The following is a 15,235-nucleotide window of genomic DNA, read 5'->3' as shown; positions in this document are numbered from 1 at the left end:
CTCCAGGAAGAAAACAGAAAGGCCGCCTCACCCTTCGGTAAGACAGCCTTCTTTTTGACTTGCTATATTCTTTCGTGGAAGGTCCGCTTAATGACATCCCATTGCTGCTCGCGTGTTAGCTTGATGAATTTCACGGCATAACCGGAGACGCGTATCGTCAATTGCGGATATTTTTCCGGATGCTCCATCGCATCCATCAGCTGTTCCCGGTTAAAGACGTTGACGTTGACATGATGTCCTCCCTGGACTGCATATCCATCCAGAATCGAGGAAAGGTTGCGAACGCGCTCGCTATCCTCTTTACCCAGCGCCTTAGGAACGATAGAGAAGGTATAAGAAATGCCATCCAGACTATCTCCGTAAGGCAATTTTGCCAAGGAATTAAAGGAAGCTAATGCGCCTTTCTGATCACGCCCGTGCATTGGATTCGCACCAGGTGCAAACGGCTCGCCTTCTTTGCGGCCATCAGGGGTATTGCCGGTCTTTTTGCCATAAACCACATTAGACGTAATGGTCAGTACAGATTGAGTAGGCACAGCTTCACGATAGGTCGGTTGCTTGCGAAGCTTATCCATAAACTTTCGTACTAGATCAACTGCGATTTCATCCACTAAAGGATCATTGTTTCCGTACTGCGGGTAATCTCCTTCGATCTCGAATCGCACAGCAATTCCTTTATCATTTAGAACGGGCTTAACTCTCGCGTATTTGATGGCACTTAAAGAATCCGCCACAACGGATAATCCCGCGATTCCGCAAGCCATCGTGCGTAAAATGTGGCGGTCATGCAGCGCCATTTCTAAACGCTCATAGGCATACTTATCATGCATATAGTGGATCACGTTTAGCGTATTCACATACAAACCGGCCAACCAATCCATCATCTTATCAAAGCGATCCATGACTTCTTCATACTCAAGATATTCTGCCTGCCATTTCTCGGTTTTGGGTCCAACTTGGATCTGCAGCTCTTCATCCATACCGCCATTGATCGCATAAAGGAGTGCCTTAGCCAAGTTTGCGCGAGCCCCAAAAAATTGCATTTGCTTGCCTATTCTCATCGCTGATACGCAGCAGGCAATGCCGTAATCATCACCAAAAACAGGACGCATTAAATCATCATTTTCATATTGAATAGAACTCGTATCAATCGATACTTTCGCACAATAATCCTTAAATTTCTTCGGCAGTTCCGTTGACCATAACACCGTCAAATTCGGCTCTGGAGAAGGACCTAGGTTATAAAGCGTGTGAAGAACGCGGAAGGAATTCTTTGTAACCAACGGCCTGCCATCAATGGACATCCCTCCGATCGACTCCGTTACCCAGGTTGGATCCCCGCTGAAAAGCTCATTATAGTCTGGAGTGCGCAAGAAATTAACGAGACGAAGCTTTAAGACAAAGTGGTCCATTAATTCTTGGGCTTCCTCTTCGGTCATGGCCCCAGTCTGCAGATCTTTCTCCAAGTAGATATCCAAAAAGGTACTAATCCGGCCGATACTCATCGCTGCGCCATTTTGCTCTTTAATGGCAGCTAAGTAAGCAAAGTATAGCCACTGAACAGCTTCTTGAGCATTCGTTGCGGGAAGAGAAATGTCATAGCCATAAGACAAGGCCATTTCTTTTAATTCCTGAAGCGATCGAATCTGCTCAGCCAGCTCTTCTCTTTCGCGAATAGTCGCTTCGTTCATCACACTATGGTCTGTGAGAGACATCTCGCGTTGCTTGTCTTCAATGAGATAATCTACACCATATAAGGATACTCGGCGGTAATCGCCAATAATTCGTCCCCGTCCATACGCATCCGGAAGCCCGGTAATAATCCCCGCTTTTCTAGCCAGCTTCATATCAGGGGTATATGCATCAAACACCCCTTGATTATGCGTTTTGCGATACTTAGTAAAAATATCGAGGACAACGGGGTCTAGCTCATATCCGTACGCCTTGCACGCATCCTCCACCATTCGAATCCCGCCAAATGGCATAATCGCTCTGCGGCGAGGGGCATCCGTCTGTAAACCCACAATCTTTTCAATGTTTTTCTCTAAATAGCCTGGAGCATGAGAAATAATCGTCGAAGGAGTTTTCGTGTCAATATCGAGTACTCCACCCTTTTCGCGTTCCAATTTATAAAGCTCTTCTGTGATGTGATAAAGACGCTTTGTACTCTCCGTCGGACCTGCTAGAAACTTTTCATCCCCTTCATAAGGAGTCCAGTTGGATTGAATAAAATCTCGCACATTCACCTCTTTCATCCACACTCCAGAATGAAAATCCTTCCAGGCAGCAAATCGTCCTTCTTTTTGTTTGAGTTCTTTTACATCCAACATGTTCCGCCCTCCTTCTCAGGGGTAAAAGTATAATCTATATCATCTGGTTATCAGATCATAGTTGAAGCTTTGATTGATACTTTTATCATATGTTTTTAAGGAAACGGGAACAATGTTGGTTTATAGGTAGTAGGGAAAGAAAATACTCTCTCATTCTCGTTTTTACTCTCACAAGCTCTCAAATGCTCAAATCACATGGTTTCATCAAACCTTCATAAATCATCGGTTTCATAAAATGTTCACTTTACCTGTCTATTCAACCATTTCATGCCCTGCTCTAGAAAAATACAGGCCATAACCCCCATTGCAATTCCGTTGGTCAAGAAGGTCATCAGGACAGGCGGTACCTCTGCTAAAGAGGAAGGAGGAATCGCCATGCAGCCAATGCCTATCATCAGAGAGATGCCTATAGTCACCATTTGGCGTTCATCAAGGGGAAAATGAGTATATTCCTTTAATCCTAAACCCATCATCTGAGCAAAGGAAATAAATACGGCCGCATAGCCGACAGGCGTTGGAATCATAGAGAAAAACATGGATATCGAGGGAAAGAAGCTAATCAGCAGAATCAAGCAGCTTCCCCAAACAAAAGGCATTCTTTCTTTAATCTTTGTGGTTAAGATAAACCCGGCCGTATAGGATACGGGGATAAAACTAATGGTAGAAAACAAGCTGGACAGGAGTTGGCTCACCCCCAGCATAAATCCTGAACGACGTTGAACCGCTTGCGGAGGACGTTCTACTACCTTTTCTACCGCTTCAATGCTTGCTAGCAGATTTGTCAACAAGAGAAGCGTCGTTATCACGGTAATCAATAAAATGCCTGAGTCAAACTGAGGAAATCCCCAAGGGAAAACTTGCGGCCAAGTAAAGCCCTCACCCTGTACTGCAGCCATGGGTTTATTTAAACCAAGCAGCGCAAAAAGTCCCCAGCCTCCAATAATCGCCCACAAAACCGAATAAATCCTTAGCCAATGCACTCTGCTTCTTGCCATGATGACGGCAAACACGGTTGTAAGCACTCCAGCTATCGCCGTTTTTCCCTGCAACATGGGGGACAAATAGCCAATCCCTAAAATCCCCTTAATAAATGGACCACTCATCTGTGCTACCAGCAAAACAAAGTACGTCCCAATGACTAACGGCGTAAAAAGGGTTCGGAAATACTTGATCAGGCCCGTGATACTTAGCAATAGGAAAAGAACCCCACTAATCAGCAATCCCATTTGTAACGTTTGAAGGAGATAGCTGCCCTCTTGTTGACTCGATGCAGAGCTGGCAAAAATGAGAAAAATTCCCCACCACACACCCGCAGGGGCTTCAATAATCGTTAACCTATGTCCAAAAAGGGATTGCAGAATAGCTACAATCCCCATTACAAACAAGGTTCTTTGGACAAATTGGATGATTTCAGGCTGAGGCAGCTGAAACGCCTCGCCAATTGTAAGTGGAGCCACCAAGCATCCAGCCAGCATCATCAGGCACCATTGGATGGCGGCCAGCGAATTTTTCATTTTAAATCACTCCAAATTCCTCATCCCGCTTATCGGTAATAAACATATGTCCGGGCGCATGGGTAATCATCCATTCTGGCTTGACCTGCATCGCTACCGCTTGTGGAGTTACCCCGCATGCCCAGAAAACAGGAACCTCTCCCGGTTTGATTGTCACGCGGTCTCCGAAATCCGGATGATTGAGATCTTTGATTCCTAGCACCCCAGGGTCTCCAATATGAACTGGAGCCCCGTGCACGGCAGGGAAGCGGGAAGTCACTTGCACTGCTCGCACCACATCCTTCGCGGGCATGGGCCTCATGCTAACCACCATGGGCCCCTCAAAGCGCCCAGCCTTCACACAGGGAATATTGGTTTTGAACATCGGAACATTGCATTGCTCCTCAATGTGGCGAACGGGAATGGCGTTATCAAGTAAAGCCTTTTCAAAAGAAAAACTGCAGCCTAATAAAAATGCGACCATATCTTCCGTCCACAGCCCCCGGATATCCGTTATCTCTTCTACTAGCTCGCCCTTTTTATAAAGCCGATAACGCGGAAGATCCGTCCGTATATCCGCACTTGGCGCAACTAGGCGAGGTATCGGCGACCCAGCCTCTGTCACATCCAATACCGGGCAGGGCTTGGGATTCCGTTGGCAAAATAATAAAAACTCAAAGGCAAATTCTTTCGGCAAGATGGCCAGATTTGCTTGGGCATAGCCATTGGCCATCCCAGCCGTTGGCTTGGTCCAGTGTCCCTCCCGAATCATCCGGCGGGCTTCATGAGGCGTAAACTGTGATATTTCTTGATTCATTACGCTTTCCCCCTTTTTTTGAAAACAACCGAAGGTCTATAGATCCTGAAGCCTATTTAACTTACTTAAACAGTGTTGGGAGTTGAGTAAATAATGTATATCCGCCCATAAGTCCCATCGCAACAACTACAACTGCCCCGAAAGCCGCCATCCATATCGGATGCTTATAATCCCCGACAATGGTCTTTTTATAAGCTGCAATAAGCATCACCCCAAGCGAAAGAGGAAGAATTAAACCATTTAGGGCTCCCACAAGGACAAGAATCTTGACAGGTCTTCCGATTGAAACAAAAACAAGCGTGGAAACGACGATAAAGCCGATAATTATCCATTTATCATATTTCGCTATAACCGGACTTAACGTGCGGATAAAGGAAACAGATGTATAGGCGGCTCCGACTACAGAGGTGATGGCCGCTGCCCACATGATGATACCGAACATCTTATAGCCGATATCTCCTGCTGCCAATTGAAAAACGGACGCAGGCGGATTGGCAGGGTCTATCTGGAGTCCTTGGGCAACCACCCCAAGCGCGGCTAAAAACAGGAATATCCTCATAATAGATGCTACACCAATTGCAGATACCGAGCTCTTCGTGACATCCGGCAGTGCTTGTACCCCTTTTATACCTGCATCCAGTAAGCGGTGTCCCCCTGCAAACGTGATGTAGCCTCCTACGGTTCCCCCTACTAATGTCACGATCGCCAGGATATCAATCGTATCCGGTACAAACGTCTTGACCACGGCCTCCCCCACTGGCGGGCTAGCCGTAAACAAGACATAAAGCGTCAGGCCGATCATTACAAAACCCAAGATTTGAGCGAAGCGGTCCATCAGCTTCCCCGCTTCTTTCACGACAAATATCGTGACGGCAATAACTGCGCTGAACAGAGCCCCCATCTCTGGTGTTATTCCGAAAAGAACATTGGCGCCAAGCCCTGCACCAGCGATGTTTCCTATATTAAAGGCCAGGCCTCCTATGACGATGAGAAAGGCCAATACATAACCAAGCCCGGGCAAGACCATATTGGCCACATCTTGAGCCCGCCTTTCGGACACAACAAGGATACGCCAGATATTCATCTGAGCCCCAATATCCATAATAATAGATACCAGGATCACGAAACCAAAACTAGCTGCCAGCTTCTGGGTAAACACGGTTGTTTGCGTAAGGAAACCCGGACCGATCGCAGAGGTGGCCATCAGGAACGCTGCACCTAACAATATGCTCCAATTGGACTTCTGAGCAAGCGGAAGGGCTTCCACTTGTTTTTTCTTAGCATTCATGTACTTTCCCCCTTAATATCTTTGATATATTATAGAATTCCTCTAACTGCCTGTACGGTAATCTCCGACGCTTGTAATTGCTGACGAATCAGACGGGCAAAGTCTAAAGCATGCGCCCCGTCCCCATGGATGCAGACTGTATCCGCCTGAATGGGAACATCCATTCCTTGCAGGGATTGCACTTTCTTCTCTTTCACCATTCGAACGACTTGAGCTACCGCTTGACGATCATCCGTAATCAGGGCGTCTGGCAAACGGCGAGACGTAAGAGAGCCATCGCTTTGATACGTCCGGTCTGCAAACACTTCCTCCGCCGTTTGAAGGCCGAGCTTCTTGCCTGCCTTGACCAACTCGCTGCCGGCTAATCCAAACAAGATCAATTGGTTATCTACTTTATAGACGGCTTCTGCTATCGCCTCAGAAAGTTCGGCACTTTTTGCTGCCATATTATAGAGTGCACCATGTGGTTTGACATGCTGCATCTGCCCGCCTTCCGATTTCACAAAGCCATAGAGTGCACCTATTTGGTAAACAACCAGATCGTAAGCCTCTTGCGGCGAAAGGTTCATGTCCCGTCGACCGAATCCGATCAAGTCCTGAAGGCCTGGATGAGCACCGATCCCTACTCCATGCTGAAGAGCGAGATTAACCGTCTTTCTCATGACCGAAGGATCCCCCGCATGAAAACCGCAAGCAATATTGACCGATGTAACGTAAGGCAAAATGTCCTCGTCCGTTCCTAGCGTATAGGTTCCAAAGCTTTCTCCCATGTCACAATTGATATCTACCTTAAACATTCGAACTTCCTCCTTCAGTTTTGGACCGAGATTCCCCACTTGAGCTGCCTGATTTCCCGTTCCCGATGCAAGTACCATTTCTCCGCCTCACGATGGGAGAATTCCGTGAAGGACATGCGATCTCCAGGTTTGAGTTGAGCCACAAGCGGAAGGTCTGCCGCAATGATTTGGGCTATTCTAGGATACCCTCCTGTCGTTTGCCGATCGGCCAACAAGACAATAGGCTGGCCTCCCTGCGGCACTTGAATGGTGCCGAATGCAACAGCTTCTGAGATGAGTTCCCTAGGTTCGGCTAAAGAAAGCTCAGGTCCTTTTAACCGATATCCCATGCGATCCGATTGCGGCGTTACCATAAAGGATTCCTTAAAAAACGAATGACGGTCTTCCTCATTAAACCACTCGTATTCATGCCCGCGAATGACCCGGATAGTTTGATTAGAACGGTAGGAGGGAAGAAGCTCTGTAGAAATTGTCCATGCAGAGGGCTCAAACGGTTTTTCTCCACATCGCACAGAAAGCACTTTCATAAGCTGCTTCGAACGTTCAGAGTAATGGCCAAAGCTTAGTACATCACCTGCTTGAAGCGCACGCCCCTGATACCCTCCTATACCTCCTCGCAGATAGGTAGATTTACTGTCCATTACAGGCTGAATCTCAAAACCTCCTGCTGCTGCCAAATAGGTCCGGCATCCCGCTGCACAACTTCCAAAACGCAACTGACTTCCTTTTTTCACCCATACAGGCCTATGCATCGGAACAGGGACTCCATCCATGGTTGGAGTAAGATCTCCTCCAGTGAGAGAAATCAATGCATTCCTTTCAAACTCGATTACAGGGCCGATCATCGTGATCTCCATCGTTGCTTCCTTTTCCTCATTCCCTACGAGAATATTGGCAAGGCGATGAGCGAAAGGATCCATGACACCGCTCACAATCACCCCATGCTTCTGATAGCCATATCTCCCAAGATCCTGGATAGTGCTGAGAAGACCTGGACGAGTCACAATCATGCTCATGCTTGCTCCTCCTTCATCGCGTGGTATTCTTCTTCCGTAATGGAGACAAACCGAACCTTGTCCCCTGCTTGAAGCAAACTAGGCGAGGAATCATTCGGCCGGAAGAGAGAAAGCGGCGTCTGCCCAATGAGCTGCCATCCCCCAGGCGTTTCAATGGGGTATACTCCCGTTTGCTTCCCTGCAATCCCGACCGACCCTGCAGGGATGGCCAGCCGCGGAGACGGTCTTCTTGGTGCAGCAATCCTCTCCGACATCCCTCCCATATAAGGAAAACCCGGAGCGAATCCAATCATATAGACGAGATAGTCACCAGCTGTGTGGATATCAACCACTTCTTTAGGGGTTAATCCATTATGCTCAGCCACAAATTCCAGATCCGGACCTAGCTGTCCCCCGTAGCATACAGGAATCTCCATGACACGGATGTCCTCCTCTACACCGGATTGAACTTTTGTCATAATACCTTCTACTATTTTAGAGACCCTTAGGTAGGGGGAATCCTGTTCTTGGCCTGCGAAAAAGAGAGGATCATAAAACACCGTCACAGTGGTAAAGGCAGGAACGCATTCTATGAATCCAGCAACCGGGTGTTGGTCTAAAAACCTGGCGAGAGCTCTCACTCGATTGTGGGTCTCAAGCTGGATGGAATCCCCCAGCTGCACAACGATAGCTGCTTCCCCGAGAGGATATAACCTGTAACTCAATTTGCTCGCTCCTTTCAGTTTCCTTGTTTCCAGCCTAGTGAAGCTGAGATCTCGCTAGCTCGGAGAGGCTTAGCGAATAGCCTTTTTCCCTATAGTCCTAGAGCACTCTTCGAAGCTCCTGCTTGTCCGTAATCGTATTATCCGCATAAGAAACCAGCTCCACTCGCTCTAATAAATAGGTTTAGGATTTGCATCAATTTCACAAGGTTTTATTTTGATTTTAATCCATATCTGTCTTATATTCCGAATTTCGGAATATATAAACCGATTAGCGGTACTTATTTTTACATTATAATTGTCAGAAAAGATGAACTCAACACTTTTTTTTGTGATAATTTTTTCCGCACAGAAAAGAGGCTGCCCCAAAAGTCGGTTTTTACCGACCTTAAGGGACAGCCTCTATTCTGATTACTTATTTAATTCTTCCTGAAGCATTTTGTTAACCATTCCAGGATTCGCTTTCCCTTTCGTCGCTTTCATGACTTGTCCAACGAGGAATCCGATGGCTTGCGTTTTCCCTGCTCTAAAGTCTTCGACAGATTGAGGGTTATTGGCTATCACTTCTGCAATAATGCCAGCAATCGCGCCTTCGTCACTGATTTGGACGAGACCTTGCTCTTCCACGATCTTGGAAGGCTCTTTGCCAGTCTCAATCATTTCCTTAAAGACGGTTTTCGCAATCTTCGAGCTGATCGTGCCCTTCTGGATCAAGTTGACCATTTCACCAAGGCCTTCAGCTGTCAGCTTAACATCCTTCAATTCCAGCTGAGAGGCATTCAAATAGCCCATCAGGTCACCCATAACGTAATTGGATACCAACTTGGCATCCGCACCGGTATTGACCGCAGACTGGAAGAAATCCGAGATTTCTTTAGATGCGGTTAATACGCCGGCATCACTCGCTGGCAGCCCATATTCTTGAACATACCGAGCAAGTCTTGCATCCGGCAATTCCGGAATTGTCGCTTTGATTTCTTCGATCCATTCTGAACTGATATTCATCTTGACCAGATCAGGGTCCGGGAAGTACCGGTAATCGTGGGCTTCCTCTTTTCCGCGCATGGAGATGGTTCGTCCGTTTGCATCATCCCAACGCAGCGTTTCCTGCACCACAGTACCGCCTTGATCTAAGATCTCAGCTTGACGCTGCTGCTCATACTCCAGCCCGCGCTGCACATTGCGGAAGGAATTCATATTTTTTAATTCAGCTTTCGTACCGAACTCCTTTTGGCCGTAAGGGCGCAAGCTGATATTCGCATCGCAGCGCAATGAGCCCTGTTCCATTTTCACATCGGAAACTTCGCAGTATTGCAAGATAGACTTCAGTTTTTCAAGATAAGCACGCGCTTCTTCTGGGGTGCGGATGTCCGGCTCAGATACAATTTCTACTAGCGGAACGCCGACGCGGTTAAAATCCACTAAAGAAGCATCGCCATAATCCGAGTGAACCAGCTTTCCTGCATCTTCTTCTAAGTGCAGGCGAGTAATGCCGATCCGTTTCGTTTCCCCATTGACCTCAATGTCGATCCAGCCGTTTTCCCCGACAGGCTGATCATATTGAGAAATCTGATAAGCCTTAGGAGAATCCGGATAGAAATAGTTTTTGCGGTCAAACTTCGACTCTTGATTAATCTTGCAATTTAATGCCAAAGAAGCCTTAATGGCATATTCCAAAGCCTTTTTGTTCAGAACAGGAAGGACTCCCGGATGTCCCAAACAAATCGGGCAGGTATGTGTATTCGGCGGTGCACCGAACTCGGTGGAGCAGCCGCAAAAAATCTTCGATTCGGTAGAAAGCTCCGCATGAACTTCCAATCCGATGACGGTTTCGTATTTCATGTTCCCGTTTCCCCCCTTTATAGCGTTGGCCGCGCCTTATGGTGTTCTGTGTTTTGCTCGAAAGCATGAGCCACACGAAGGATGGTTGATTCGTCAAAATGCTTACCCATGATTTGCAGCCCTACCGGCATGCCATTTCCTGCAAACCCGCATGGAACGCTGACCGCTGGTATCCCGGCCAAGCTGACGGGTATCGTACAAATGTCGTTCAAGTACATCGTTAACGGATCCGTTGTCTTTTCTCCAATTTTAAATGCCGTCGTTGGAGCGGTTGGTCCGATAATGACGTCATATTTAGCAAATAGCTGGTCAAAGTCCTGCTTGATCAGCGTTCTTGCTTTTTGCGCTTTTTTATAGTAAGCATCATAATAGCCAGAGCTTAAAGCATACGTACCAAGCATGATGCGGCGCTTGACTTCTGTGCCAAAACCATGGCTTCTGGTTTCTTTATACATTTCTATCAAGTTCGCGGCATTATCGCTTCGCACCCCATAGCGAACGCCATCATAGCGAGCAAGGTTAGAGGAAGCCTCAGATGGAGCCAAGATATAATAGGTCGGGACGGCATACTCTGTATGAGGCAATGACACCTCTTCCACAATGGCCCCTAATCCTTCTAACACTTTTAGCGCCTCAAGCACTTTCGCTTTAACGTCAGCATCGATTCCTTCACCCAGCAATTCTTTCGGGACGCCTATCTTTAATCCCTTAACATCTCCTGCTAGCGCTGAGACATAGTCAGGGATCTCCACTTCTGCCGATGTGGAATCATAAGGATCATGCGCAGCAATCGCGGAAAGAACATAAGCCGCATCTTCTACATTCTTGGTAATAGGTCCTATCGTATCTAAAGAAGACGCATAGGATACCAGGCCGAAACGAGAGACAAGCCCATAGGTCGGCTTTAAGCCTACGACTCCGCAAAAAGCAGCGGGTTGGCGAATCGAGCCCCCTGTATCGGTACCTAAGGCAAAATAAGCTTGTCCGGCTGCAATAGCTGCGGCAGATCCACCGCTGGAACCGCCCGGAACATAGTCTACATTCCAAGGATTATAGGTCTTTTGAAACCCTGAGTTTTCCGTGGAGCTTCCCATTCCGAATTCATCCATGTTCGTTTTACCGATCATGACGGCTTCAGCCGCGCCGATGCGATCCATAACAGAGGCATTATAGATGGGATCATAATTCGCTAACAGCTGACTGCCGGCTGTGGTTTTCACCCGTTCGGTCACGATATTATCCTTAATGGCCGCAGGCAAACCAAAAAGCAGCCCCATTTCCTCGTTCCCCTGCAACTGCTCGTCCAATTGCTTCGCTTTTGTCCGTGCCCCCTCCTCATTTAAGGTAAGAAACGCACTGACTTTGCCTTCGGTTTGCTGGATCCGCTTGAAAGAAGCCTCCACAAGCTCCGAAACGGTTAATTCCTTTTGGCTTAACGCATTATGTACTTCCATAATTTTTTTATCAAAAATAGACATGACTCACCCACCCCCTAGCTATTCAATGACTGCAGGGACCTTAAATTGACCCTCTTCATGATCTGGAGCATTTCTTAGAGCATCCTCCCGCTCGATAGACGGGCGTTGCTCATCTTCACGCATTACATTATATACTTCTGTAACATGACTTGTCGGTTGGACATCGTCCGTATCGAGTTCATCGAGCTTCTCGAAAAAATTCAGGATGGAATTCATCTGCGATGTATATTTTACTGCTTCTTCTTCCGTCAAGTTCAACCGAGCCAAATTGGCCGCATGCTCGATTTGCTCACGAGATATTTCACTCATCCGTTCCACCTCCATGAAAATCTAACCATAACTTAGATGATACCAAATATAAAAAGGCACCGCAATTGCGTTTACGGTGCCTATCCCGTCTCTTTACTTCACAATCACAGCCGTTCCCGTAGCAATGACCATCATCATGCCATCGCGGAGGGTCTCAAAATCCAAGTCGATGCCTACAACCGCATTGGCGCCCATCTTTCTTGCTCTGGCCTCCAGCTCTTTCAGCGCCATCTCTCTTCCTTCGGAAAGCTTGGTTTCATACGTCCCGCTGCGGCCCCCAATGATGTCTGTAATCCCTGCAAGAAAGTCGCGCACAACGTTTGCTCCTAAGATCACTTCGCTGGAAACAACCGATAGATATTCAACGATTTCCTTATTTTGCAATGTACTCGTTGTCGTCATTAACATTCTTTTTTCCTCCCCCGATTCGTATATCCTTTTTACGGATGATACGCTGGAAAGTTCCACCGGTTAGCCTATGTATAAAAATAAAAGAAGAGAGAGAATCGAAAAACCAATCCCCATGGCATAAATCACAATGACGGCTTGCTTCTGAGTCAAGCCATTGTTCAGCAGCCGATGGTGGACATGCCTGCGGTCAGCCTTGTAGATGGGGGTCCCTGCTTTCAAGCGGGTCAAAATCACTTGAGTAGTATCAAAAACCGGAACCCCTAAAGCCAAAATGATCACAGTAACCGTCGCTAAAGTGGCACTTTTCATTGCGCCATGCAAGGAGGTGATCCCTATCGCATAACCAAGGAACATGGAACCCGCATCGCCAAGAAAAACCGATGCTGGATGAAAATTATGCTTTAAGAAGGCCAAGCTTGCTCCAATCAGAATGACAGCAAGCAAGGCCACATCCTGCTGATAGCGAAGCATAGAAATGGTAAATAGCGTGATTGAAGAAATCGCCGTAATTCCCCCGGCTAATCCATCCATTCCATCTAAGAAATTGATCATATTAATAAATCCGACAATCCAGAAAACCGTGGCCAGCAAAGACAGCCAAGCAGGGAAAACATACAAGCCCCCGCCTGTCCAAAACTCTCCTAACCCGAAAAATCGAATCCCCAGCATATAAGCAAAGACAGCGCTCCCTACTTGTCCAATCAATTTCGGCCATGCCGGGAAATCTCTTCCCTTCGACTTGTGCCAATCATCGATCAAGCCTAAGGAAAGAAGAAGGAATCCGCCCCATGCCAAAACAAAATGAAGCGAAGTCGTCTCAAAAAATAGAAAAAGCGTCAAAATGGAACCGATATAAATCGCCAAACCTCCGGACAGCGGGATCGGCGCACGATGAATCTTGCGCGCATTGGGCTGATCCACGACCCCAAGCTGAAGAGCGACTCGTTTCGTAATGGGTATCAGAAGGTACACAATAAAAAATGTAAACAAGCAAACAACAAGATAAAAAACCATAAATGACCGTCCTTATGTTTGTTTTTGCTGTTGCGGTTAGTTTGACCAAAAAACAAAAAAAGAATCGCCCCATCTCTTTTTGGAGAAGGAGCGATTCTTTCAGATCTAGGCTATAAAAGCTCTGAAGTTAGCTTGGCTTGTGTAAAGAGCAGCAGATAATCCGGTCCCCCTGCTTTGGAGTCCGTTCCCGACATGTTGAATCCTCCGAACGGATGAACCCCTACGATCGCTCCTGTACACTTTCGATTAAAGTATAAATTCCCAACATGGAACTCAGTCCTGGCTTTTTCGATATGGGCACGACTTCTCGTATAGACTGAGCCTGTTAACCCATACTCCGTATTATTGGCGATCTGTAGGGCATGATCGAAATCCTTCGCCTTAGTAAAGGCTACTACTGGGCCAAAAATTTCTTCCTGCATGACACGCGCCTCAGGATGGACATCGGCAAAGATCGTCGGCTTAATAAAATAACCGGCTTCATCTCCTTTTTCCCCTCCAGCCATGAGACGTCCTTCTTTTTTTCCGATCTCAATGTATTCGAGAATTTTGTTATACGCGCCTTCATCCACAACAGGCCCCAAGAAGTAGGAAGGCTCTCGAGGGTCCCCCATCGTCAGCCCTTTCGTTAACTCAACAACCCTAGCCAGTACCTGGTCGTAGACATCTTCGTGAATAATCGCCCGAGAGCAGGCGGAACACTTCTGACCGGCAAATCCAAATGCGGAAACGGTGATCCCGTGTGCGGCTAATTCAAGATCAGCATCTTTATCCACAACAATCGAATCTTTCCCGCCCATTTCAGCAACTAATCGCTTAATCCACTTTTGCCCTGGCTGGAACTTAGCCGCCCTCTCATTAATGCGAAGCCCTACTTCGCGTGAGCCGGTAAAGCTAATAAAGCGAGTCAGCGGGTGGTCGACTAAATAGTCCCCGACCTCAGCTCCACTTCCAGGCACATAGTTTACGACTCCGGCAGGAACACCAGCATCCTCCAATATTTCCATAAACTTAGCGGCAATGACAGGGGTGGTGCTGGCTGGCTTCAGAACGACCGTATTTCCTGCCACAAGGGCGGCTGTCGTCATTCCTACCATGATCGCCAAGGGGAAATTCCAAGGCGGGATTACCACGCCCACTCCCAAAGGAATGTAATACAGCTCATTATCTTCACCTGGCAAACGAGTCAGGGGATGGCGTTCCCCAAGCTTTATCATTTGCCGGCCATAATACTCCATAAAGTCGATTGCCTCAGCCGTATCCGCATCGGCTTCCGGCCATGTTTTACCTGCTTCCTTCACCAGCCATGCGGAAAACTCGTGCTTTCGCCTTCTCATGATGGCTGCCGCCTTAAAAAGGTATCTTGCGCGGTGATCAGGAGGTACGGCTTTCCACGTTTCAAACGTTTGAGCCGCTGCCTTCATCGCTTTTTCCGCTAATGTACGATCTGCTTTAGAAATAATTCCGATTACTTGATCCTTTTGAGCGGGGTTGATCGATGTAATTTTCCCTTCCGTCTTGATTCGTTCTCCACCGATGATCAAGTCATAATCCAATCCAAGCGAACTCTCTACCTTTTGCAAGGCTTGTTCAAAATCTTTCCGGTTCTTTTCATCCTTAAAGTCAGTAAAGGGTTCAGGGCGATAGTCAATTAACACGCTTTTTCCTCCTATAATCATTTACTCTTAGATTGCCCAAGGACGGAAAAAATGTGTAAACAGCAAAAAAAGGACTTGCCC

General features: G+C 47.2%; 13 protein-coding genes. All 13 read right to left on the bottom strand.

Annotation, left to right across the window (positions count from 1 at the left end; translation table 11 throughout):
• Positions 1–62: 62 nt before the first annotated feature.
• The 13 genes from pflB to pruA all read right to left on the bottom strand — a co-directional run bounded on the left by pflB (position 63) and on the right by pruA (position 15,154).
• Positions 63–2,330 (bottom strand): formate C-acetyltransferase, encoded by a 2,268-nt coding sequence (gene pflB, locus ABLT31_RS16280; protein WP_367753429.1) that lies wholly within the window; start codon positions 2,328–2,330, stop codon positions 63–65.
• A 239-nt stretch (positions 2,331–2,569) separates the two neighbouring features.
• Complete coding sequence (locus ABLT31_RS16275; RefSeq protein ID WP_367753427.1) at positions 2,570–3,844, bottom strand: purine/pyrimidine permease; 1,275 nt, start codon at positions 3,842–3,844, stop codon at positions 2,570–2,572.
• 1 nt (position 3,845) lies between these two features.
• Entirely contained in the window at positions 3,846–4,640 is a 795-nt protein-coding gene (locus ABLT31_RS16270; protein WP_367753425.1) for a putative hydro-lyase, read from the bottom strand.
• Positions 4,641–4,701: 61 nt separating this feature from the next.
• The gene (locus tag ABLT31_RS16265) at positions 4,702–5,928 is read right to left on the bottom strand and encodes an NRAMP family divalent metal transporter (protein WP_367753423.1); all 1,227 of its coding nucleotides are present in this window, start codon (positions 5,926–5,928) and stop codon (positions 4,702–4,704) included.
• Positions 5,929–5,957: 29 nt separating this feature from the next.
• Positions 5,958–6,725: a LamB/YcsF family protein gene (locus ABLT31_RS16260; RefSeq protein ID WP_367753421.1), complete on the bottom strand. Its 768-nt coding sequence runs from the start codon at positions 6,723–6,725 to the stop codon at positions 5,958–5,960.
• A 14-nt stretch (positions 6,726–6,739) separates the two neighbouring features.
• Positions 6,740–7,741, bottom strand: coding sequence for a 5-oxoprolinase subunit C family protein (locus tag ABLT31_RS16255; protein ID WP_367753419.1), 1,002 nt, complete (start codon positions 7,739–7,741; stop codon positions 6,740–6,742).
• A complete protein-coding gene (gene pxpB / locus ABLT31_RS16250; RefSeq protein ID WP_367753417.1) occupies positions 7,738–8,445 on the bottom strand; it encodes a 5-oxoprolinase subunit PxpB in 708 nt (235 codons plus the stop codon). The genes ABLT31_RS16255 and pxpB overlap by 4 nt, the downstream gene beginning before the upstream one ends.
• Before the next feature lie 408 nt (positions 8,446–8,853).
• Complete coding sequence (gatB, locus tag ABLT31_RS16245) at positions 8,854–10,284, bottom strand: Asp-tRNA(Asn)/Glu-tRNA(Gln) amidotransferase subunit GatB (RefSeq protein WP_367753415.1); 1,431 nt, start codon at positions 10,282–10,284, stop codon at positions 8,854–8,856.
• Positions 10,285–10,301: 17 nt separating this feature from the next.
• The gene (gene gatA / locus ABLT31_RS16240; RefSeq protein ID WP_367753412.1) at positions 10,302–11,762 is read right to left on the bottom strand and encodes an Asp-tRNA(Asn)/Glu-tRNA(Gln) amidotransferase subunit GatA; all 1,461 of its coding nucleotides are present in this window, start codon (positions 11,760–11,762) and stop codon (positions 10,302–10,304) included.
• 18 nt (positions 11,763–11,780) lie between these two features.
• Positions 11,781–12,071: an Asp-tRNA(Asn)/Glu-tRNA(Gln) amidotransferase subunit GatC gene (gene gatC, locus ABLT31_RS16235; RefSeq protein ID WP_367753410.1), complete on the bottom strand. Its 291-nt coding sequence runs from the start codon at positions 12,069–12,071 to the stop codon at positions 11,781–11,783.
• 93 nt (positions 12,072–12,164) lie between these two features.
• A complete protein-coding gene (locus ABLT31_RS16230; protein WP_367753408.1) occupies positions 12,165–12,479 on the bottom strand; it encodes a YbjQ family protein in 315 nt (104 codons plus the stop codon).
• A gap of 63 nt (positions 12,480–12,542) precedes the next feature.
• Positions 12,543–13,496, bottom strand: a complete 954-nt coding sequence (locus ABLT31_RS16225) for an MraY family glycosyltransferase (RefSeq protein ID WP_367753406.1) — start codon at positions 13,494–13,496, stop codon at positions 12,543–12,545.
• A gap of 110 nt (positions 13,497–13,606) precedes the next feature.
• Entirely contained in the window at positions 13,607–15,154 is a 1,548-nt protein-coding gene (pruA, locus tag ABLT31_RS16220) for an L-glutamate gamma-semialdehyde dehydrogenase (protein WP_367753404.1), read from the bottom strand.
• Positions 15,155–15,235: the final 81 nt, after the last annotated feature.

This window comes from Ammoniphilus soli (assembly GCF_040813775.1).
Note: the sequence above shows the minus strand (reverse complement) of the source record. Positions and strands in the feature narration are given on the sequence as shown.